Source organism: Streptomyces sp. SID5464, from assembly GCF_009862985.1.
In the GTDB taxonomy this organism is placed as follows: Bacteria; Actinomycetota; Actinomycetes; order Streptomycetales; family Streptomycetaceae; genus Streptomyces; species Streptomyces chartreusis_D.
This window is the reverse complement of record NZ_WWIQ01000021.1, coordinates 1018-21844: the sequence shown is the minus strand read 5'-3', so window position 1 is coordinate 21844 and position 20827 is coordinate 1018. Positions and strand designations below refer to the sequence as shown.

At 73.1% G+C, this 20827-nt stretch carries 14 protein-coding genes; 4 read left to right on the top strand and 10 right to left on the bottom strand.

Features of this window, described 5'->3' with window-relative positions; genetic code table 11:
- Positions 1 to 59: 59 nt before the first annotated feature.
- Both GTY47_RS14020 and GTY47_RS14015 read right to left on the bottom strand, forming a co-directional pair.
- Positions 60 to 902, bottom strand: coding sequence for an alpha/beta hydrolase (locus GTY47_RS14020; RefSeq protein ID WP_010033018.1), 843 nt, complete (start codon positions 900 to 902; stop codon positions 60 to 62).
- A 64-nt stretch (positions 903 to 966) separates the two neighbouring features.
- Positions 967 to 2493 (bottom strand): fatty acyl-CoA synthetase, encoded by a 1527-nt coding sequence (locus GTY47_RS14015; protein ID WP_010033017.1) that lies wholly within the window; start codon positions 2491 to 2493, stop codon positions 967 to 969.
- 155 nt (positions 2494 to 2648) lie between these two features.
- On the opposite strand from GTY47_RS14015, the gene GTY47_RS14010 reads away from it, so the two are divergent.
- A complete protein-coding gene (locus GTY47_RS14010) occupies positions 2649 to 5087 on the top strand; it encodes a penicillin acylase family protein (RefSeq protein ID WP_010033016.1) in 2439 nt (812 codons plus the stop codon).
- A 51-nt stretch (positions 5088 to 5138) separates the two neighbouring features.
- On the opposite strand, the gene GTY47_RS14005 is transcribed toward GTY47_RS14010, so the two are convergent.
- From GTY47_RS14005 to GTY47_RS13995, 3 genes are all read right to left on the bottom strand, one after another.
- Positions 5139 to 6404, bottom strand: coding sequence for a DUF418 domain-containing protein (locus GTY47_RS14005; RefSeq protein ID WP_010033014.1), 1266 nt, complete (start codon positions 6402 to 6404; stop codon positions 5139 to 5141).
- A 112-nt stretch (positions 6405 to 6516) separates the two neighbouring features.
- Positions 6517 to 8070 carry an acyl-CoA synthetase gene (locus GTY47_RS14000; protein ID WP_010033013.1) on the bottom strand — a complete coding sequence of 518 codons (1554 nt, stop codon included), beginning with the start codon at positions 8068 to 8070 and terminating at the stop codon, positions 6517 to 6519.
- Complete coding sequence (locus GTY47_RS13995; RefSeq protein ID WP_010033011.1) at positions 8067 to 9176, bottom strand: nitronate monooxygenase family protein; 1110 nt, start codon at positions 9174 to 9176, stop codon at positions 8067 to 8069. The genes GTY47_RS14000 and GTY47_RS13995 overlap by 4 nt, the downstream gene beginning before the upstream one ends.
- A gap of 125 nt (positions 9177 to 9301) precedes the next feature.
- Between GTY47_RS13995 and GTY47_RS13990 the strand changes: the two genes are divergently transcribed.
- On the top strand, positions 9302 to 11071 hold the full coding sequence (locus GTY47_RS13990; RefSeq protein WP_010033010.1) for a serine hydrolase domain-containing protein: 1770 nt from the start codon (positions 9302 to 9304) through the stop codon (positions 11069 to 11071).
- A 10-nt stretch (positions 11072 to 11081) separates the two neighbouring features.
- Here GTY47_RS13990 and GTY47_RS13985 read toward each other — a convergent pair whose 3' ends face one another.
- The 4 genes from GTY47_RS13985 to GTY47_RS13970 form a co-directional block, all read right to left on the bottom strand.
- Positions 11082 to 11273, bottom strand: coding sequence for a DUF2795 domain-containing protein (locus GTY47_RS13985; protein WP_010033009.1), 192 nt, complete (start codon positions 11271 to 11273; stop codon positions 11082 to 11084).
- 97 nt (positions 11274 to 11370) lie between these two features.
- A complete protein-coding gene (locus GTY47_RS13980; RefSeq protein WP_010033007.1) occupies positions 11371 to 12948 on the bottom strand; it encodes an NAD(P)/FAD-dependent oxidoreductase in 1578 nt (525 codons plus the stop codon).
- Positions 12949 to 13093: 145 nt separating this feature from the next.
- Positions 13094 to 15322: a serine/threonine-protein kinase gene (locus GTY47_RS13975; protein WP_010033005.1), complete on the bottom strand. Its 2229-nt coding sequence runs from the start codon at positions 15320 to 15322 to the stop codon at positions 13094 to 13096.
- 65 nt (positions 15323 to 15387) lie between these two features.
- The gene (locus GTY47_RS13970; RefSeq protein WP_010033004.1) at positions 15388 to 16236 is read right to left on the bottom strand and encodes an oxygenase MpaB family protein; all 849 of its coding nucleotides are present in this window, start codon (positions 16234 to 16236) and stop codon (positions 15388 to 15390) included.
- 207 nt (positions 16237 to 16443) lie between these two features.
- Here GTY47_RS13970 and GTY47_RS13965 point away from each other — a divergent pair, with 207 nt between their 5' ends.
- On the top strand, positions 16444 to 17967 hold the full coding sequence (locus tag GTY47_RS13965) for an ABC transporter substrate-binding protein (protein ID WP_010033003.1): 1524 nt from the start codon (positions 16444 to 16446) through the stop codon (positions 17965 to 17967).
- Between the two features lie 3 nt (positions 17968 to 17970).
- A complete protein-coding gene (locus GTY47_RS13960; RefSeq protein ID WP_010033002.1) occupies positions 17971 to 19725 on the top strand; it encodes an ABC transporter permease subunit in 1755 nt (584 codons plus the stop codon).
- Positions 19726 to 19777: 52 nt separating this feature from the next.
- Here the strand turns inward: GTY47_RS13960 and GTY47_RS13955 are convergent, their stop codons facing one another.
- Entirely contained in the window at positions 19778 to 20761 is a 984-nt protein-coding gene (locus GTY47_RS13955; RefSeq protein ID WP_010033000.1) for a D-2-hydroxyacid dehydrogenase, read from the bottom strand.
- Positions 20762 to 20827 lie beyond the last annotated feature (66 nt).

Sequence of the window (20827 nt, the reverse complement as noted above, 5' to 3'; positions counted from 1 at the left end):
GGGCACGGTAGCGGGGTGCGGACCGCGGGCCGGGCCCGCTCTGCGGACAGCAGAGGATCTCAGTCCCGGGCGCGGAAGAAGCGTGCGACGCGTCGCACGAACCACTCCGGGTCGTCCAGCCACGGGTAGTGTCCGGCCCCCGGCTGCACCGCGACCTCGACCGCCGGGAATGCCTCGGCGGCACGCCGGGCCAGGCCGGGGCGGGGGCCGCCGTCGACCTCACCGGCGAGGACGAGCACCGGGGCGGTGACGCGGGCCAGGGCGGTCCGGGTCGCGTCCGGGTCGTAGGCGCCGTCCGCGCCGTAGCGGTCCGCGGCGAGGTCGTTGGTCTCGTCCTCCTCGCGGTCGGCGTGGGCCCGTGCGGTGTCGTCCCAACGGCCGTAGAAGAACGGCAGGAACACGGGGTCGAAGTCACCGGTACCGGACAGCCAGGCCTCGAACGCCGGGAACGCGTCGGCGAACCAGGGTTCCGCCGCGCGCAGCCGGGCCGCCGCGAGCCGGTCCTCGGCCGTCGCCGGCAGGCCCAGCGCCCACGGGATGGCGGTGATGAGCGCCAGCCGTCCCGTCCTGTGCGGATACCGAGCCGCGTACAGCAGGGCGAGACTGCCGCCCGCCGAGTGTGCGAGCACGTCCATCCGCTCCAGGCCCAGGTGGCGGCGCAGCGCCTCGACGTCGTCCACGAGCCGGTCGCAACGGTAGGTCGCCGGATCCTCGGGCACCGCGGACTGTCCGGTGCCGCGCAGATCGAGGAACACCAGCTGGCGGTGGGCGTCCAGTCCGCCCAGGTTCCCGAGGTACGCGGAGGCGCGCATGGGCCCGCCGGGCAGCACGACCAGCGTCTCACCCGCTCCGCGCAGGTGACAGGCGAGCCGGGTGCCGTCCGGGGCGGTGAAGATCGGCATGGCCCCGATCCTCACGCTCTCGGAGTCTTCGGCGCAACGCGTTTCGTCGGGGGACGGCGCGGCGTCATCCGTCCGAGGCCGCGAGACCCGGCCCGCCCCCGAGGCCTTTCCGGAGCTCCCGCTTGAGGATCTTCCCGCTGGCGTTGCGCGGGAGGCTCTCCACGAACACCACCCGCTTCGGAGCCTTGAAGGGGGCGAGCTTCTCGCGGGTGTGGGCGATGAGTTCCGCCTCGGTGACCTCGCCGCGTGGGACGACGACGGCTGTGACGGCCTCGATCCAGCGTTCGTCGGGCAGGCCCACGACCGCGGCCTCGGCGACCTGGGGATGGGTGTACAGGGCGTCCTCGACCTGGCGTGAAGCGACCAGTACACCACCGGAGTTGATGACGTCCTTCACCCGGTCGACGATCGTGTAGTAGCCGTGCGCGTCCCGTACCGCGAGGTCGCCGGAGCGGAACCAGCCGTCGCGGAAGGCCTCGGCGGTCTCCTCGGGCTTGTCCCAGTAGCCCTCGCACAGTTGCGGAGAGCGGTAGACGATCTCGCCGGGGGTGCCGTCCGGTACGTCCTTGCCGTCCTCGTCGACGACCCGCGCGTCGACGAACAGCACCGGACGGCCGCAGGAGTCCATGCGCCCCTTGTGTTCCTCGGGGGCGAGGACCGTGGCCAGGGGGCCGATCTCGCTCTGCCCGAAGCAGTTGTAGAACGCCAGTTCCGGCAGGCGTTCCTTCAGCCGTTCCAGTACGGGGACCGGCATGATCGACGCCCCGTAGTACGCCTTGCGCAGGCCGCCCAGGTCGCGGGTGGCGAAGTCGGGGCGGTTGGACAGGGCGATCCAGACGGTGGGCGGGGCGAACAGGCTGTCCACGCGGCCCGCTTCGACCAGGTCGAAGAGCCGGTCGCCGTCGGGTGCGTCGAGGATGATGTTCGTCGCGCCGACCGCGAGGTAGGGCAGCAGGAAGACGTGCATCTGCGCCGAGTGGTAGAGGGGCAGCGAGTGCACGGGACGGTCGCCCGCACTGAGGTCGAGGGCGGTGATCGCGCTCAGGTACTCGTGCACCAGGGCACGGTGCGTCATCATCGCGCCCTTGGGCAGGGCGGTCGTCCCGGACGTGTACAGCAGTTGCACGAGGTCCTCGGTGCGCGGCTCGGGGCCGTCGTACGGGGGCGCCTCGGTGAGCCGGGCGAGGAGTGAGCCGTGGGCGTCGCGCAGGGGCACCGTGCGTACGCCGTCGGGGAGTCGTGCGGCGAGGTCCGGGTCGGTGAGGACCAGGGAGCTGCCGGACTGGCCGACGATGTAGGCGAGGTCGTCGCCGGTCAGGTTCTGGTTGACGGGTACGTGCACCAGGCCCGCGCGGGCGCAGGCCAGGAAGGCGATCAGGTAGGCGTCGGAGTTGTGGCCGTACGCGCCCACCCGGTCGCCCGGGGACAGCCCCAGGGCGAGGAGGACGCTCGCCGCGCGGGAGACGGCGGTGTCCAGCTCGTCGTACGTCCAGGTGCGGTCGCCGTACTCGACCGCGACGCGCGCCGGGGTGCGCCGGGCGCTGCGTCGCAGGACTCCGTCGACCGTGCTGCCGTGTCCGGGCGTCGTCATGACACCTGATCCTCGGTTCACCTCCGGTCGAGGTCAAGGACCGACCGGCTCAACCCTGCCGCCGCCCGAGGCGTCCGAGGTCATGGTACCGATGTGCGAACGCGGCACGTCCGTACCCTCAAGTCCCCTTTCCCTCACTGATATTGGAGGGCACGATGCGCAGCCGCCTGAGACGACTCGTTCTCGGGGCCACGGCCCTGTTCACGGCCGCGTCCGCGTTACCCGCGGCCGCCGCCCCTGGCCCGGGACGGGCGGAGCAGCACCCGTCCCGCGACGGCCTGTCCGCCGTCATCCGCTACACGGAGTACGGCATCCCGCACATCCTCGCGAAGAACTACGCCGATTTGGGCTTCGGCACGGGCTGGGCGCAGGCGTCCGACGAGGTCTGCACGCTCGCCGACGGGTTCGTGACCCTGCGGGGCGAGCGCTCCCGGTACTTCGGCGCCGGCACGGCCGCCGACGGCGCCCTCTCCGGGGCCAGGACGAATCTCGCCAGTGACCTGTACTTCCGCGGGGTCCGTGAGACCCGCACGGTGGAGAAGCTGCTCGCCGAGCCCGCGCCCGCGGGGCCGAGCCGTGAGGTCCGGGACCTGATGCGCGGCTGGGCGGCCGGTTACAACGCCTGGCTGAAGCAGAAGAAGATCACGGATCCCGCCTGCGCGGGTGCCTCCTGGGTCCGTCCGGTCACCGAGCTGGATGTGGCCGCCCGCGGCCTCGCCATCGCCTCGCTCTCCGGCGAGGGTCGCTTCGTGGATACCATCACGGCCGCCCAGCCACCGACCGGGAACGGCACCACCGCCGACAATCCGGCCTCCCCGCTCGCCGCCCGCGCGCCGGACGCGAAGTCCGTGGCGAAGGCGGCCGACGAGCTGTGGGGCGACCCCGGCATGGGCTCCAACGCGGTCGCCTTCCGCGGCGACACCACGGCGAACGGCAGCGGTCTGCTGCTGGGCAACCCGCACTACCCGTGGCAGGGCGGACGCCGGTTCTGGCAGTCGCAGCAGACGATCCCCGGCGAGCTGAACGTCTCCGGTGGCTCTCTGCTCGGTACCCCGGCGATCTCCATCGGGTTCAACGCACATGTGGCGTGGAGCCACACCGTCTCGACCGGCATTCCGGCCAACTTCCACCAGCTGAAGCTGGATCCGGCCGATCCCACGACGTACCTCGTGGACGGCGAGCCGGAGCGTATGAGGAAGCGGACCGTGACGGTCGCGGTGAAGGACGGCGCGCCGGTGACCCGCACCCAGTGGTGGACCCGCTACGGCCCCGTCGTCACCTCTCTGAACGCACAGGTCGCGCTGGAGTGGACCGGTACGACGGCCTACGCCCTGCACGACCCGAACGCCGCGAACCTCCGCTTCGCCGACACCTCGCTCGGCTTCGGCAAGGCGCGCAGCACGGACGACGTCCTCGCGTCCCTCGCCCGGCACCAGGGCATCCCCTGGGTGAACACCATCGCCGCCGACCGCGCGGGACATTCCCTCTACACCCAGTCCCAGGTACTTCCGCGCATCACCGACGAGCTGGCGGAACGCTGCTCGACGGCGCTGGGCAGGACCACGTATCCGGCGTCCGGTGTCGCGATCCTCGACGGCTCGCGCGGCGACTGCGCCCTCGGCAGCGATTCCGACGCGGTGGCGCCGGGCATCTTCGGGCCTGCTCGGATGCCGACGCTCCGGGACGCGCCGTACGTGGAGAACTCCAACGGCACCGCGTGGATGACCAACGCCGACCGGCCGATCACCGGATACGAGCGGGTCTTCGGCACGGTGGGCACGCAGCTCGGCCTGCGCACGCGCGGCGCGATCGAGGACGTGGCGGCGATGGCGGACCGGGGCCGGCTGACCGTACGGGACCTGCAGCGGCAGCAGTTCGCCAACCGGGTGCCGGCGGGTGATCTCGCCGCGACGGACGTGGCACGGGCGTGCGCCGCGCTGCCCGGCGGCACGGCGACGGGCAGCGACGGCAAGGCCGTCGACGTGTCGGAGGCCTGTGCCGTGCTGACCGGGTGGGACCGCACCATGGACACCGGGAGCCGGGGGGCGCTGCTGTTCGACCGGTTCTGGCGGAAGCTGGAACGGACGGTGCCGGAGGTTGAGTTGTGGAAGGTGCCGTTCTCGGTGGCGGACCCGGTGCGTACGCCGAACACGCTGAACACCAACGCTCCCGGCCTCGCCGTCGCGCTCGCCGACGCGGTGGCGGAGCTGCGCGCCGCGGGCGTCGCGCTCGACGCGCCGCTCGGCGCACACCAGTTCGTCGTCCGTGGTGATGAGCGCCTTCCGATGCCTGGTGGCTCGGGGAGGCTCGGCGTGTGGAACGTGCTCGAACCGACGTGGAACGCGGCCCAGGGCGGCTACACGGAGGTGCCGTTCGGCAGCAGTCACCTCCAGGCGGTGGGCTGGGACGGCGGCCGCTGTCCGGTGGCCCGCACGCTGCTGACGTACTCCCAGTCGTCGAACCCCGAGTCGTCGCACTTCGCCGACCAGACCCGGCTCTTCTCCGGGGAGAAGTGGGTGACGTCGCGCTTCTGCGAGAAGGACATCCTGTCCTCGCCGAAGCTGAAGGTCGTGCGGGTGCACGAGCGCCGCTGACCGGGGCTGAGGGGGTGCCGCTCCCGGTGGGGCGGCACTCCCGTTCATTCGTCAACCCCGGCCGGCCCGGGGCCCGTACATCAGCCGGCGCAACACCGCTTCGGCCGGGCCCCGGCGACCGGCCCGCTCCAGGGCGTACGCTCCGGCCACGGTGACCAGCCAGACGGCGATCGCGAAGAGCGCCATGGTCGTGCTGCCCAGGTGCGCGCCGAGGCCGAGTCCCCAGGCGGCCAGCACCGGGGCGAACAGCAGCGAGTGGGCGAGGTAGCAGGACAGGGACCGTTTGCCGACGGAGGCCACCGCCGTCACCGCCGTCGCGCCGCGGCGGGGCCCGCGGGTGGTCCACCAGTGCGCGAAGAGGGCGACGGCCGCGACATAGCCGAGGCCCGCGGCGTTGCCCGTGATGTCGCGCAGGGCCGTGAGCGCTCCGGACTCGCTCTGCGTGTCGTCGGGCACGTGCAGGACGCCGGTGTGGGCGAGGGCGGCGGGCAGCGCGCCGAGCCAGCCGGCCGCGATGCCGATGACCGCCGTCCGGCGCAGCAGCCCGCGGTGGCGGGCCGGTTCCTCCAGGATGCGGCGGCGCGCGGCCCAGAAGCCGAGCAGGAAGAGGATGTACCCGCCGCCGACGAGGGTCAGCGGGGCGGCGGCGAAGGTGACGAACAGGCCTGTCTGGAGCCGGGTGCCCGCCGCGGTGAGCCAGCTCTCCTCGTGCGGCGCGTACGCCTTGAAGCCCGCGTCGCCGTCGGCGTCGCCGAAGGTGCCCAGCTCGCCCTGGAGCAGCGCGGAGATGACGGGTCCGGCCGTGACGAGGAGCAGCAGGGCGACTCCGATCCAGATCCACCACGTCAGGGCGCGTTCGCCGCGCCGCAGGAAGGCCAGGCCCAGGATGAGGCTCAGGACGCCGTAGAAGCCGATGATGTCCCCGGACATCAGCAGGGTGGCGTGCGTCAGGCCGATGACGATCAGCCAGAGGCTGCGCCTGCGCAGGACCTTCGCCGCGTCGCGCCCGTCGGTGCCGGCGGCGGTCTGCCGAAGGTAGACCTGCATCATGCCGTAGCCGAAGAGGAAGGCGAAGAGCGGGTAGATCCGCAGGTCGAGCACCACGATCATGGTGAACTGCACTGCGTGGTCCAGCCACGAGCCGTCCACGGGCTGCCATCCGGAGGGCCCGCGCCGGGCCGCCCACAGGTGGAAGGCGGTGTTGGACAGCACGATGGCCAGCAGCATGATGCCGCGGGCGAGATCGGGGGCGAGTGCCCGTTCGCCCGGCCGTACGCCCCCACGCCGCAGTGGTCCCTCTTCGGTCGCGATCGTCATGGCTTCACGCTAGGAAGGCGGGGCCCGGCCGGACATCGGCCCGAGGGCGGCCGGGCGCCGACCAAAGGATGACGCCCGGGCCCACCGTCGCGACCAAAGCCGCACCGCCGCCTCACACCGGCCGGGTCCGGCCCTCCCAGTACGGCTCCCGCAGCCGTCGCTTGTACAGCTTGCCGTTGGGGTCGCGGGGCATCTCGGTGATGAAGTCGACACTCCTGGGCCGCTTGTAGCCGGCGAGCCGGTGCGCGCAGTGGTCGAGGAGGTCGGCCGCGAGGGCGGGCCCGGGCCGGTGTCCGGGGGCTGGTTCGACGACGGCCTTGACCTCCTCGCCCCAGTCGTCGTGCGGGATGCCGAAGACGGCGGCGTCCGCGACGGCGGGGTGGGCGAGCAGGGCCGACTCGATCTCGGCCGGGTAGATGTTGACCCCGCCGGAGATGATCAGGTCGATCTTGCGGTCGCGCAGGAAGAGGTAGCCGTCCTCGTCGAGGTGGCCGAGGTCGCCGACGGTGAAGAAGTCGCCGATGCGGTTCTTGCGGGTCTTGGCCTCGTCCTTGTGGTAGGAGAAGCCGCCGGTGTTCATCTTCATGTAGACGGTGCCGAGTTCACCGGGCGGCAGCCGGTTGCCGTCGTCGTCGAAGATCGCGAGTTCGCTGATGGGCCAGGCCTTGCCGACGGTGCCCGGCTTCTTCAGCCAGTCCTCGGCGGTGGCGAAGGCGCCGCCGCCCTCGCTGGCCGCGTAGTACTCCTCCACACAGGGGCCCCACCAGTCGAGCATGGCCCGTTTCACGTGGTCGGGGCAGGGCGCGGCGCCGTGGATGGCGTGCCGCATGGAGGAGACGTCGTAGCGGTCCTTCACCTCGTCGGGCAGGGCCAGCAGGCGGTGGAACTGGGTGGGGACCATATGGGTGTGGGTGCAGCGGTGGCGGTCGATGAGACGGAGCATCTCCTCGGGTGTCCACTTGTCCATCAGGACCAGCCGGTGGCCGATGTGCAGGGACGCGCCCGCGAACTGCAGGACGGCCGTGTGGTAGAGCGGCGAGCACACCAAGTGCACGTTGTCGTCGAACGGCCGGATGCCGAAGATGCCGAGGAAGCCGCCGAGATACGCCTCCTCGGGGGGTTTGCCGGGCAGCGGGCGGCGGATGCCGCGGGGGCGGCCGGTGGTGCCGGAGGTGTAGTTCATGACCCAGCCGAGCGTGCGGCCGTCGGGCGCCGACTCGGGCTGCCCGTGGAGGAGTTCGGCGTACGGGCGGAAGCCCTCGACCGGGCCGACGGCGTACCGGTGGGTGGCCGGGAGGCCTGCCTCGTCGGCGGCGTGGCGTGCCGCGTCGGCATAGCGTTCGTGGACGAGGAGGACCTTGGCGCCGGAGTCGGAGACGATCCAGGCGATCTCCGGTCCGACCAGGTGGTGGTTGACGGGGACGAGGTAGAAACCGGCCTGGCCGGCGGCCAGGTACGCGGTGAGGAACTCGACGCCGTTGGGCAGGACCACCGCGAAGGTGTCACCGCGTTCCAGCCCGGCCGCGCGCAGACCGTGGACGAGCCGGTTGGCGTCAGCGTGCAGGCGGCCGGCGGTCCACTCCTCGCCGTCGGGGGCGACCAGGACCGCGCGGTCGGGTTCGGCGGTGGCCTGGGCGTAGAAGCCCGCGGGAACGCTGTTGTTCACTGGCCGCTCCTTCCGGCGATGCGGTTGATGCGGTCCACGGCCTGTTCGAAGCCGCGGGTGAGGTCGTCGAAGACGGCTTGGACGCTGCGTTCGCTGTTCATCCGGCCGACGATCTGCCCGACCGGGGTGCCGAGCAGCGGGTCGACCTCGTACTTCTGGATGCGCGAGACGGCCTCGGCGACCAGCAGGCCCTGCAGCGGCATGGGCAGCGGGCCGGGCCCGGCCGGGTCGTCCCAGGCGTCGGTCCACTCGGTGCGCAGTTGGCGTGCGGGCTTGCCGGTCAGCGCGCGGGAGCGGACGGTGTCGCCGGAGCCGGCCGCGAGCAGCTTGCGGGTGAGGGCGGGTGAGTGGAGGTCAGCTTCCGTGGTGGTGAGCCACAGGGAGCCCAGCCACACGCCTTGAGCGCCGAGCGTGAGTGCGGCAGCCACCTGCTGTCCGCTGCCGATGCCGCCGGCGGCCAGCACGGGCAGCGGGGCGACGGCGTCGACGACCTCGGGGGTGAGCACCATGGAGGCGATCTCGCCGGTGTGGCCGCCGGCCTCGTAACCCTGCGCCACGACGATGTCGATCCCGGCGTCCTGGTGCTTGCGGGCGTGCCGGGCGCTGCCCGCGAGGGCGGCGACGAGGACGTCCTGGTCGTGGGCGCGGGCGATGACGTCGGCGGGCGGGGAGCCGAGGGCGTTGGCGAGGAGCCGGATCGGGTAGTCGAAGGCGACGTCTAGCTGGGTGCGGGCGACCTGCTCCATCCAGCCGGTGATGCGCCAGCCGGACGCCTCGCCCTCGGCGAGTTCGGGCACGCCGTGCTTGGCGAGGGTCTCCCGGACGAACTGCCGGTGGCCCTCGGGGATCATCGCCTCGACGTCGGCCTCAGTGACGCCCTCGACCTTCTTCGCCGGCATCACGACGTCCAGGCCGTAGGGCCGGCCGTCCACGTGCGCCTCGATCCAGTCGAGGTCGCGTTTGAGCTCGTCGGGGGAGGTGTAGCGGACCGCGCCGAGCACGCCGAAGCCGCCGGCCCGGCTGATGGCCGCGGCGACGGCGGGGAACGGCGTGAAGCCGAAGACGGCGTGCTCGACTCCCAGTTTCTGGCTCAGCTCCGTCTGCATGGGCGCAGGATGCCGGAGTCCTCCGGAGGACGGAAGGGGTTTTCTGATACACCGTCAGATTTATGGGCGGGGCACGGGGACATACTGTCCGGGACGTCCAGGGCGGATCGGCGGAAGGATGCACGGTGACCGAAGGCACGGCTGAAAGAACGACGACGACCGGCGGGCTGACCCGCAGGCGCGCCCTGGTCCTGGGTGGCGCCCTGGCCCTCGCCCCCTTACCCGCCGAGGCCGCCCCGGTCACGGGGCGCCCCACGCTGCGGCACGGCTCGGCCGCACGCGCCGGGCTGCTCCCCACCCATCTGCGTCGACTCGTCACCGACGCCGAGGCGTTCCTCGGCCCCTCCCCCGCGCACCCCTGGTACGCGGGCGCCGTCCTGCTCGCCGGACGGGGCGGCACCGTCGCCCTGCACCGGCCCATCGGCATGGCGGTGCGCTACCGGGCCTACGACGAGAAGACCGACACCGGCGTCGAGTTCCCGGCCGGCGAGCAGATCCCCATGGCCGAGGACACCGTCTTCGACCTGGCTTCGGTGTCGAAGCTGTTCACCTCGATCCTGGCCGTGCAGCAGGTGGAGCGGGGCGGGCTGGAGCTGGAGGCGAAGGTCGCCTCGTACCTGCCGGACTTCGGTCGTGCGGGCAAGCAGGACATCACGATCCGTCAGCTCCTCACGCACACGTCGGGCTTCCGCGCGTGGATCCCGCTGTACAGCGCGCCGACGTACGAGGAGAAGCTCCAGCTCATCTGGGACGAGGCGCCGGTCAGCGCGCCGGGCACGGCGTATCTGTACTCGGACCTGAACCTCATCTCGCTCCAGCTCGTGCTGGAGCGGATCACGGGCCGCTCCCTGGACGTCCTCCTCCGCGACGAGATCACGGCGCCGCTCGGCCTGCGCCGCACCCGTTACAACCCGCCCGCCTCCTGGCGGCCGAAGATCGCGGCCACGGAGGACGCACGTGCTCCGTGGTCCGGGCTCGACCGCGGCCTGGTGTGGGGGGAGGTGCACGACGAGAACGCCTTCAGCCTCGGCGGGGTCGCGGGCCACGCGGGCGTGTTCTCCGACGCGTGGGACCTCGCGGTCCTCGGCCGTACGCTGCTCAACGGCGGCGTGTACGGGCGGGCGCGGATCCTGACGCCCGAGTCGGTGGAGCTGATGTTCACCGACTTCAACACCGCGTTCCCCGGGGACGAGCACGGCCTCGGCTTCGAGCTCTACCAGCACTGGTACATGGGCGCGATGGCCACACCGCGCAGTGCCGGGCACACCGGCTTCACGGGCACCTCGCTGGTGCTCGACCCGACGACCGACTCGTTCCTCGTCGTCCTGGGCAACTCGGTGCATCCGGTGCGGAGCTGGCGCTCCGGGTCGGCTCCCCGGGTGGCCGCCGCGAACCACCTGGCGCGGGCCGTCCCGGTCCGGCCGGTGCGAGGGCGCAGGGCCTGGTTCTCCGGCATGGCGGTCTCCGCCACGGCGACGCTCACCCTCCCCACGCTCGACACGTCGTCCGGCCGGGCGAGAATGCGCTGCGCGCTGTGGTGGGACACCGAGCCCAAGGCCGACGTCCTGGTCCTGGAGGCCACGACCGACGGCGGCACGAGCTGGCGGCCGGTGCCCTTCACGACGTCCCGCCGGGACGAGGGCACCCGGCCGCACCCGTCGGGCTCGGTCACGGGCTGGTCCGGCCGCGTCTGGCACGGGCTGACCGCCGACCTTCCCGCCGCGCGCCGACTCGCCCTGCGGTGGCGGTACGCGACGGACCGGCTGTACGTCGGCCGCGGGGCCTATGTGGACGGGCTGCGGGTGGACGCGGCCGACGGCGTCCTCTTCGACGAGGCACGCCCCGCGGACGCGTCGCGCATCGAAGCGGTGGGGTGGACGCCGTCGGCCGACTGAGACGGTCGGGTCACTGGTTGAAGACGGCCTTCTGTACCTCGTTGGGGCCGTCGAAGCGGTCCTCCTTCAGGCCGTCGAGAGTCCTGACGACCTTCTCGTCCGCGTGATTGCTGCGGGCACGCTCCACCAGGTGCTGCTTGTCCGTGGGGTAGTCCATGCCCTTGAGGGCCTTCTGGAGGTCGGTCGGGCTGAGCTCGGCCATGGGAGCCTCCCGTGGGGGTGGTGCGACCGTCCGCGCGGGGCGGCCGGCTGTACGGATGTCTTCGTCCTGTCGGAGTGCCCCTCGATGGAGCAGCGATTCAGTCGTTGCGGGTTTCCAGCACCGCCATCGCCGCATTGTGGCCGGGCACCCCGCTGACCCCGCCCCCGCGCACCGCGCCGGCCCCGCACAGCAGCACGTTCGTGTGCCGGGTCTCCACGCCCCAGCGGCCGGTGCCGTCCTGGGCGTGGGGCCAGCTCAGTTCCCGGTGGAAGATGTTGCCGCCGGGCAGCCCGAGGTCCCGCTCCAGGTCGAGCGGGGTCCGGGCCTCGATGCAGGGCCGTCCGTCCGCGTCGGTGGCCAGGCAGTCGGCGAGGGGCTCGGCCAGGTGGGCGTCGAGCTGGGCGAGTGTCGACTTCAGCAGCTCCTCGCGTACGGCGTCGTTGTCCCGCTCGAACAGGCGGGCCGGGGTGTGCAGGCCGAAGAGGGTGAGCGTCTGGTAGCCCTGGTCGGCCAGGTCCGGGCCGAGGATGGTCGGGTCGGTGAGCGAGTGGCAGTAGATCTCGGAGGGCGGCGCGGCCGGGAGGTCACCGGCGGCGGCCTGGGCGTGGGCGGTGGCCAGCTGCTCGTAGCCCTCGGCGATGTGGAAGGTGCCGGCGAACGCCTCGCGCGGGTCAACGGCGCTGTCGCGCAGCCGCGGCAGCCGCTCGAGCAGCATGTTCACCTTGAGCTGGGCGCCCTCGGCGGGAGCCGGGGGTGTGTCGCCGGTGAGCTCCGCGAGGGCCTGTGGGGAGGCGTTCACCAGGACGTGCCGGGCGGCGACGGTGCCCTCGGCGTCGGCCGTGCGGTAGGTGACCTCGGCCGTGCGGCCGTCCGTGGCGATGCGCAGCGCCTCGTGGCCGGTGGCGAGGACCGCGCCCGCGGCGCGTGCCGCGTCGGCCAGGGCGTCGGTGAGTGCGCCCATGCCGCCGACCGGCACGTCCCAGGCGCCGGTGCCGCCGCCGATCACGTGGTAGAGGAAACAGCGGTTCTGCTTCAGCGACGGGTCGTGGGCGTCGGCGAAGGTGCCGATGAGCGCGTCGGTGAGGACCACGCCGCGCACCAGGTCGTCCGTGAAGTGCTCCTCGACGGCGACGCCGATCGGCTCCTCGAACAGGGTCCGCCAGGCCTGGTCGTCGTCGAGGCGGCGGCGCAGTTCCTCGCGGGTGGGCAGCGGCTCGGTCAGGGTCGGGAAGACCCGCTGGGCGACGCGGCCGGTCATGCCGTAGAACTCCTGCCAGGCCCGGTACTCGCGGTCGGAGCCGGTGAGCCGGGCGAACGCCTCCCTGGTCCGCCGTTCCCCGCCGCCGACGAGGAGCCCGGTGGGGCGGCCGTCGCGTTCGGCGGGCGTGTAGGAGGAGACGGTCCGGGTGCGTACCCGGAAGTCCAGGCCGAGGTCCCGCACGATCTTTTTCGGCAGCAGGCTGACCAGGTACGAGTAGCGCGACAGCCGGGCGTCCACCCCGGCGAAGGGCCGGGTGGACACCGCCGCGCCTCCGGTGTGGTCCAGCCGCTCCAGCACCAGCACGGAACGGCCGGCCCGGGCCAGGTAGGCGGCGGCGACCAGGCCGTTGTGGCCGCCGCCGACGATGACGGCGTCGTAGGTCCGGTGTGCGCGGGGTCCCTCGGGTGCGGTCATGGTTCTTCGTAACACGGGGTGATCCGGGTCGGCCAGACGAACGGCTGCCGGGCACGCCGACGTGGCAGCACGGCCCCGCGAACGCCTGCCGGCCGCGCACGGTCACCCCCGGCACACCGGGCGTGCCTGCGGTGGCCGACGCCCGTCACCGCCCGACCGCCGCCCCCTGCCCGCGCAGGGCCGCCACCCTGCGGTACAGCGCCACTGCCTCCTCGCTACGGCCCAGTTGCTGGAGGCAGTGTGCTTCGTCGTTGCGGCTGGCGAGGGTGTCGGGGTGGTCCGCGCCGAGGACGCGTTCACGGGCGGCGGCCACCCGGCGGTACTCGGTGAGGGCGTCGGCCCAGCGGCCCAGCCAGCCCAGGCCGACGGCGACCTCGCGGCGGCTGACCAGGGTGTCCGGGTGGTCCGGGCCGAGGACCCGCTCGCGGACGGCGCTCACGTCACGGGACTCGGCGAGGGCCTCCTCCCAGCGGCCGAGCCGGCCGAGGTTGACGCAGCGGCCGTGGCGGGCGCGCAGGGTCTCGGGATGGGTGGGGCCCTGGACCCGTGTGCGGTCGCCGGTCAGGGCGCTGTAGAGGTCCAGGGCCTCCGCGCTGCGGCCGAGGCGGCCCAGGCTGATGCCGATCTCGTGCCGGGCGGCGAGCGTGTCGGGGTGGTCGGGGCCGAGGGCGCGGCCGCGGGCCTGGGCGACCTCGCGGTACGTCTCCAGGGCCTCGGCCCAGCGGCCGAGCTGGCCGAGCGCGTAGGCGACTTCGTAGCGGGTGACCAGGGTGTCGGGGTGGTCCGGTCCCAGCACCCGGGCGCGGGCGGCGGCCACCTCTCGGGCCATGCGGTAGGAGTCCTCCAGGCGGCCGAGGCGGCTGAGGTTGAAGGCGAGGTTGTGCCGGCAGCGCAGGGTGTCCGGGTGGTCGGGACCCATCGTGCGCTCCCGGGCGGTGAGCACGGACGTGTACACCCGGTGCGCGTCGAAGGGGCGGCCGAGCTGGCCGAGCACGTAGGCCATCTCCTGGCGGGCGGCGAGCGTGTCGGGGTGGTCGGCGCCGAGGGTGCGGATCCTGGCCTCGGTGACGTGCTTGTACTCGCGCAGGGCGTCCGGGGCGCGGCCGGTGCGGCTGAGGGTGAAGGCGACCTCGTAGCGGCTGGCGAGGGTGTCCGGGTGGTCGGGGCCGAGGAGGTGCTCGCGTTCGGCTGCGACCGCCCGGTGCACCTCCCCCGCCTCCGCCCAGCGGCCGAGCCGGCCGAGGCTCAGGCCCGCGTTGTGCCGGCCGGCCAGGGCGGTCAGGACCTCCGGGGGCGGGGCGGGCCGCTCCTCGGGGGCGGGTTCCTCGACGGGGCCGGCGGCGGGCCGCGCGATCCACTCGCCGGACAGTCCGGCCGCCGGGTCCGGCGGCGTGCTGCGCAGTCCGGTGCCGGCCGCCTTGTGGCCGGTGGTCATGCCGCGGGTCCAGGACGGCAGCCGGCCGGTGTGCGCCGGCTCGTCCGGGGCGGGCCGGGCCGCCACCACGCTCGGCACGTAGGCGGGCGCGGCCCGGTGCGCGCTGATCCGGCGGGCCAGCTCACGGGCGTCGCCGGGTCGTTCGTCGGGTTCCTTGGCGAGCAGGTCCAGGATGACCCGCTCGAGGTACGCGGGCAGTTCGGGGCGGTGCTCGCGCGGCGGGCGGGGCGGGGTGTCGCGGTGGCCGACGAGGATCGCCCAGGCGTCGTCGAGGTCGAACGGCGGTACCCCGGTGGCGATCTCGTACAGCACGCAGCCGAACGAGTAGAGGTCGCTGCGCTGGTCGACCTCGGTGCCGCCGATCTGCTCCGGGGACATGTAGTGCGGGGTGCCCATGGCGATGCCGGTGCCGGTCAGCCGGGACGTGAAGCCGATGTCGTGGCCGAGCCGGGCGATGCCGAAGTCGCAGATCTTCACCGTGCCGTCGCCGATCCGCACGATGTTGGCGGGCTTCAGATCGCGGTGGACGATGCCCTGTTCGTGGCAGTAGGCGAGGGCGGCGGCGACCTGCTCGGCGATCTCCACGACGTCCGCGACCGGCAGCGGGTGCTGCTTGTTGTCCTCCAGGAGCTGGCTGAGGTTGCGGCCGTCCAGCAGCTCCATGACGAGGTAGAGGACGCCGTCGGACTCGCCGAAGTCGTGCACCACGGTGATGCCCCGGTGCTGGAGCGCGGCGGCCACCCGGGCCTCGCGGCGGAACCGCTCCCGCAGCACCCGGGTGAAGGCGTGGTCGTGGTTCGGGCCCAGCGGTTTGAGGCACTTGACGGCGACGTGCCGGCCCAGCGACTCGTCCCGTGCCCGCCACACCTCGCCCATGCCGCCGCGCCCGATTCGGTCGAGCAGCCGGTACCGGCCGTGGATGAGCCTGGTCTCCCCCATCTCGCGCGACGCTCCCCCCGGTAGCTGTTCGCCCGCCCCTCCCCTGCCCCACCCAGTATGGCGGCCTATCGTCCGAGTTTGTACGGCGCAGGGCGCGCGTGCGGGCCGAGCCTCGCCATGGCGCGCAGGATGTGTTTGGGCGGGAGTTGCCACCGCACACGTGCGGGAACGCGGCGCAACAGGAGGCCGGTGAGACGCAGTTGCCGGGTGACGGTGGCGGGTGTGGGGGCCGGTCTGCCGTACAGCTCGTGGGCGTACGGAGGCAGGGAGGCGTACGCCAGTTGTGCCACGCGCCGCCACAGCACCTCGCGCAACGGTACGAGAAGGGGATGCGTCGGCGGGCGGAGCAGGAAGTCGTCCACCTCGCGCGCTTCGGGACCGGCGGCCAGTTCGGGGCGCACCTTCTCGAAGTACGCCGCCAGTTCGGCCCTGTCGGCGGGTACGGTGCCGGGGTCGAGGCCCACCAGGCGTGCGCTCTGCCGGTGTTCGGCGACGTAGCGGTCGGCCTCGGCGTCGGTGAGCCGGAATCCGGACCTGCGCAGGACGTCCAGGTAGGAGTCGATCTCGGCGCAGTGCACCCAGCGGAGCAGACCGGGTTCGTCGACGCCGTAGTGCTCGCCGGTGTCCGGGTCGGTCGCCGTCAGCATGCTGTGGATCTTCCGGACGCGGGCGCCCACCCGCTCGGCGGCGTCGGTGGTGCCGTAGGTCGCCGTGCCGACGAAGTTCGCGGTGCGCATCAGGCGGCCCCAGGCGTCACGCCGGAAGTCTGAGTTCTGCATGACGCCGCGTACCGCGCGGGGGTGCAGGGCCTGGAGGTAGAGGGCCCGGATGCCGGCGATCCACATCATGGGGTCGCCGTGCATCTGCCAGGTCACCGAACGGGGACCGAACAGCCCGGGGTCCGCGCCGGTCATGCGCCTCACCTCCACCCGGCGCCCACGATGGCACAGTTCGCACAGCCGGTCGACACCGTCGGTCACGCGCCCCCTGCCGTCCGGTTGTTGAGATTTCACCCACCCGATGCGGAGTTTGGTAAGGCTCTCCTTATATGCTGACGCCGCCGATCAAGCCCTCCCACCGGGCCGCTGCGGCATGCCCGACCTCCGCACGACAGGACTGACATGCGCATCACCTCCCGCGGCCTCATAGCGGCGCTCGCTCTCACCCCTCTGCTGGCCGGCTGCTTCGCACCCGGCGACAGCGGCGGCGGCACGGGGGCCGCAGCGGGATCCGGCGGGCGGCTGCGGGTCGCGCTGGCCGTGCCGCCGGTGCAGGCGCTGTCCCCGTACAGCAACGACGCCACCGTGCTGAGCAAGCTGTCCGTCGCCGAGGGCCTCACCGCCCTCGACCGCAACGGCACGGCCAAGCCCGCGCTGGCGAAGTCCTGGAAGCAGGACGACGACACCACCTGGACCTTCGAGCTGCGCAAGGCCGAGTTCCAGGACGGCACCGAGCTCACCGCCCAGTCCGTCGTCAACGCGCTCGACCACGCGAGTGCGGCCAAGCCCAAGCCCCGCGTGCTGAGCGACGTGGCCCTGACGGCGAAGGCCGACGACGCCGACACCGTCACCCTCACCACCAAGTCACCCGACCCCGTGCTGCCGCTGCGGCTGGCCAGCCCCGCACTGGCGATCCTCTCGGCGAAGGCGTACGCGAAGGACGGCGCCGTCAGCCCGGTCGGCACCGGCACCGGCCCGTTCGAGATCACCCGGCTCAGCGGCAAGACCAAGGCGACGCTCGACCGCTTCGACGGCTACTGGGGCGGCAAGGCGAAGGCGCCCGGCATCGACGTGAGCTGGATCGCGGACGGCACCGCCCGCGCCAACGCGCTGCGCAGCGGCGAGGCCGACATCGCCGAGTGGATCCCCACCGCCCAGGCGAAGTTGCTCGACAAGGACACGCGGCACGAGGTGCCCTCGGTGCGCACCGACAGCCTGATCCTCAACACCGGCAGCGGCATGTTCACCGACGCCGGGCTGCGCGCGGCCGCCCGGGAGGCCGTCGACGGTTCCGCCCTGGTCGATTCCGTCTTCGGCGGGTACGCCGACCCCGCGCAGGGCCTCTTCGGGCCCGCCGTGCCGTGGGCCGCCGGCCGGCGGGTGGACGTGACCGGCCGCGCCGAGGCCGACACCGCAGCCGAGGTGAAGGCCGCGACCAAGGGCAGGACGCTGCGGCTGGCCACCTACACCAACCGGGCCGAGCTTCCCGAGGCCGCGACCGTGCTCCAGCAGCAGCTGGAGAAGGCCGGGTTCACCGTGAAGCAGGACGTGCGCGAGTACACGCAGATGGAGGCCGACCTCCTCGCCGGGAAGTACGACGCCCTCGTCTTCTCCCGGGTGACGCTCCTCGACACCGGTGACGCGGTCGACTACCTCGCGAGTGACTTCACCAGCGACGGTGTCTACAACATCGCCGGGCTGAAGGACGGGGCGGTGGACAAGGCCATCCGGGCCGCCGCCGCGGAGCGCGACACGCAGCGCCGCCACGAGAAGATCATGCGGGCGGAGGCGGAGATCCTGCGCACCGATGCCGTGGTGCCGCTGGTCCACGAGCAGGCGGTGCAGGGCATCGCCACCGGTGTCGAGGGCGTGATCCTCGACCCGCGCGAGCGCTCCCTCATCGACGTCGACACGCACGTCGGGTAACGCATGAGCGTCGCCCACGCCCCGGCCGCCCGCCCGTCCCTCTGGCCGGCGGCGGCCGGCCGGGTGCTCGCCGGAGCCGTACTGCTCGGTGCGGTGGCCCTGCTGCCGTGGCTGACCGGCGCGGACCCGGCACGCACGGTGCTGCGCGCCCGGTCCGCCGACCAGAATTCGACAGCCGCGGAACTCGCCGCCGTACGCGAGCAGTTGGGGCTGGACGAGGGGCCGCTCGCGCATCTCGCGCACTGGCTGGGCGGCCTGCCGCGTGGGGACGCGGGCGTCTCGTGGGTCTCCGGCGAACCGGTCATGCCGCAGGTGGAGACCGCCCTGTCGGTCTCCCTGACGCTGATGCTGGGCGCGCTCGTGGTGACCGCGCTGGTGGCCGCGCTGGTGTGCGCCCGCACCGTGTTCCTCGGCTCCCGGCGCCGGCTGCGGCGGGACCGGGCGGGCGCCACGGCCGCCGTGCTGGCCGCGCTGCCGAAGTTCCTGCTCGCGTCGGTGCTGGCCACCGTGTGCGGCGTCTGGTGGGGGTGGTTCCCGTCCAGCGGCTGGGACGGGCCGCAGTCGATGGTGCTGCCCTCGCTCGCCCTCGGCATCCCGTCGGGCGCGATGCTCGGCGGGCTGCTCGACCAGGCGCTGCCCGCCGCCTTCCACGAACCGTGGGCGCGCACGGCGTACGCCGTCGGACTCCCGCCCGGCCACATCGCGCGCAACGCGCTGCGCCGCACCCTGCCCGGCATGCTGCCTCAGCTGCTGCCGACCGTCGTGGCCCTGGTCGGCGGTGCGGTCGCGGTGGAGAAGATCTTCAACATCCCCGGGCTCGGCCGGCTAGCCCTGGAGGCCGCCGTCGCGCAGGACCTCCCGGTGCTGCAGACCGCGACCCTGGCGCTGGTCCTGCTCGGCGTGAGCGCCGGCATCCTGATCCGGGCCCTGCGTCAGGCGCTCCTCGGCCGGCCTCTGCGCGACGGGGCCCTGCCCGCCCTGCACCGCCCCCCGCTCACCGTGCCGCGGTCCCTGCGCTGGATCACGGTGGCCTGCGCCCTCGTCCTGCTCACCCTGGTCACGGCGGGCCTCCTGCGCGACCCGCTCCAGGTCGACACGGCGGCACGGTTGCTGTCCCCGTCCCTCGAACACCCCCTGGGCACGGACGCGCTGGGCCGTGACCTGCTGGCCCGGCTGGGCCACGGGGCGCTGCGCACGGCCGGTGTCGCCCTCGTCGTGACGGCGGTCAGCGCCGTCATCGGACTGTTGCTGGGCATGGCACCGCGGGCGAGCGCAGGCCCGACGGAGGTCGTGTCGACGCTGCCCGCCGTCCTAGCGGGCCTGCTGATCGCGGGCGTGACCGGGCCGTCGGTGTGGGGTGCGGCGTGCGCGGTGTGCGCGGTCGGCTGGAGCCCGTACGCCGCCCAGACCGCGGCGCTGCTCGAACAGGAACGGGCGAGCGGGCACATCGCCGCGTCCGTCGCACTGGGCGCCGGGCGGCTGCACCTGTTGCGCCGTCACCTGCTCCCCGCCGTCCTGCCGGCCGTCCTGCGCAACGCGCTGTTGCGGCTGCCCACCACCGTCCTCGTCCTGGCCTCGCTCGGCTTCCTCGGCCTGGGCGAACAGCCGCCCACGCCCGAGTGGGGCCGGCTCCTGTCGGAGAACCAGCCGTACGCCGAACTCGCCCCCTGGACGGTGCTCGGCCCGGCCGCCGCGCTGGTGGTGCTGTCCGTGCTGGCGGTGACGGGCAGCGCGCTGGGACGCCAGAAAGGCGAGTAGCAGGCACCCCGGCCGGTGGAGTCCACGGACCGGGGTGCCTGCTGCTCGCCCTTCAGACGGGGGGCGTCTCGTCGACCACGTAACCCCGCCGCTTGTCCACGACGTTACGCAGAGGGCGACCCTCGATGTGCCGGGTGAGGTTGTCGAGGAACACCTCGACGAGCGCCTCCCGCTCGCTGGTGGTCTCGCCCGCCGTGTGCGGGGAGATCATCACACCGGGCATGTCCCACAGGGGTGATTCAACCGGCAGCGGCTCCTGGCCGAAGACGTCCAGGGCGGCGCCGGCGAGCCGGCCGGCGGCGAGGTGGTCGATGAGCGCCTCCTCGTCGACGAGTCCGCCCCGGCCGACGTTGATCAGCCGTGCCCCCGGCTTCATGGCCGCCAGCACGGAGGCGTCGACCATGCCCCGGGTGCCCTTGGTGAGGGGCGCGGCCAGGACGACGTAATCCGCCTTCCCCAGGGCCGCAGTCAGGGTCGTCGAGCCGTGGACCGTGCCGAAGTCGGGATCGTCCGTGCGGGCCTTGCGGCCGGCGCCGCAGACCCGCATCCCGACGGCGCCCAGCAGCCGGGCGATGGCCCGGCCGATCGGCCCCGTCCCCCAGACCAGCACCGTGCGTCCGGTGATGCCGTCGCTGAGGCGCGGACGCCACTCGCGACGCCGCTGGTGCTCCCAGGTGCCGGGGAAGTCCTTCGCGAGGGCGAGGATCAGACCGAGGACGTACTCGGCGGTCGGCTCGTCGTACACCCCGCGGGCATTGGTGAGGACGACGCCCGGATCGTCCACCAGGGCGGGGAAGAGGAAGGAGTCCACGCCCGCGGAGGACGCGTGGACCCAGCGGGGTGCCTTCTCGGGGTTGTCGGGCCAGGCCTCGCGGACGGCCGGGGTGATGGTGACCCAGGCCAGGAGGGCGTCGGCGCCGGGGAGGAGGTAGGGCAGCTCCTCCTCGGTGGCGTAGACGGTGTCCGCGAGGCGTTCGATGAGCCCGGTAGCGGGTGGACGGTTGCCCCGGTAGAGGACGACGAGTCGGTCAGGCATGTCATGCTCCGACGGGCACGGCGATGTACTTGTACTCGAGGAACTCGGCGATGCCGACGCGTCCGC

Bases quoted from the DNA above. Each gene is read 5' to 3' on its own strand.
- GTY47_RS14020 (WP_010033018.1), bottom strand. From the start codon at position 902: ATGCCGATCTTCACCGCCCCGGACGGCACCCGGCTCGCCTGTCACCTG.
- GTY47_RS14015 (WP_010033017.1), bottom strand. From the start codon at position 2,493: ATGACGACGCCCGGACACGGCAGCACGGTCGACGGAGTCCTGCGACGC.
- GTY47_RS14010 (WP_010033016.1), top strand. From the start codon at position 2,649: ATGCGCAGCCGCCTGAGACGACTCGTTCTCGGGGCCACGGCCCTGTTC.
- GTY47_RS14005 (WP_010033014.1), bottom strand. From the start codon at position 6,404: ATGACGATCGCGACCGAAGAGGGACCACTGCGGCGTGGGGGCGTACGG.
- GTY47_RS13995 (WP_010033011.1), bottom strand. From the start codon at position 9,176: ATGCAGACGGAGCTGAGCCAGAAACTGGGAGTCGAGCACGCCGTCTTC.
- GTY47_RS13985 (WP_010033009.1), bottom strand. From the start codon at position 11,273: ATGGCCGAGCTCAGCCCGACCGACCTCCAGAAGGCCCTCAAGGGCATG.
- GTY47_RS13980 (WP_010033007.1), bottom strand. From the start codon at position 12,948: ATGACCGCACCCGAGGGACCCCGCGCACACCGGACCTACGACGCCGTC.
- GTY47_RS13975 (WP_010033005.1), bottom strand. From the start codon at position 15,322: ATGGGGGAGACCAGGCTCATCCACGGCCGGTACCGGCTGCTCGACCGA.
- GTY47_RS13970 (WP_010033004.1), bottom strand. From the start codon at position 16,236: ATGACCGGCGCGGACCCCGGGCTGTTCGGTCCCCGTTCGGTGACCTGG.
- GTY47_RS13965 (WP_010033003.1), top strand. From the start codon at position 16,444: ATGCGCATCACCTCCCGCGGCCTCATAGCGGCGCTCGCTCTCACCCCT.
- GTY47_RS13960 (WP_010033002.1), top strand. From the start codon at position 17,971: ATGAGCGTCGCCCACGCCCCGGCCGCCCGCCCGTCCCTCTGGCCGGCG.
- GTY47_RS13955 (WP_010033000.1), bottom strand. From the start codon at position 20,761: ATGCCTGACCGACTCGTCGTCCTCTACCGGGGCAACCGTCCACCCGCT.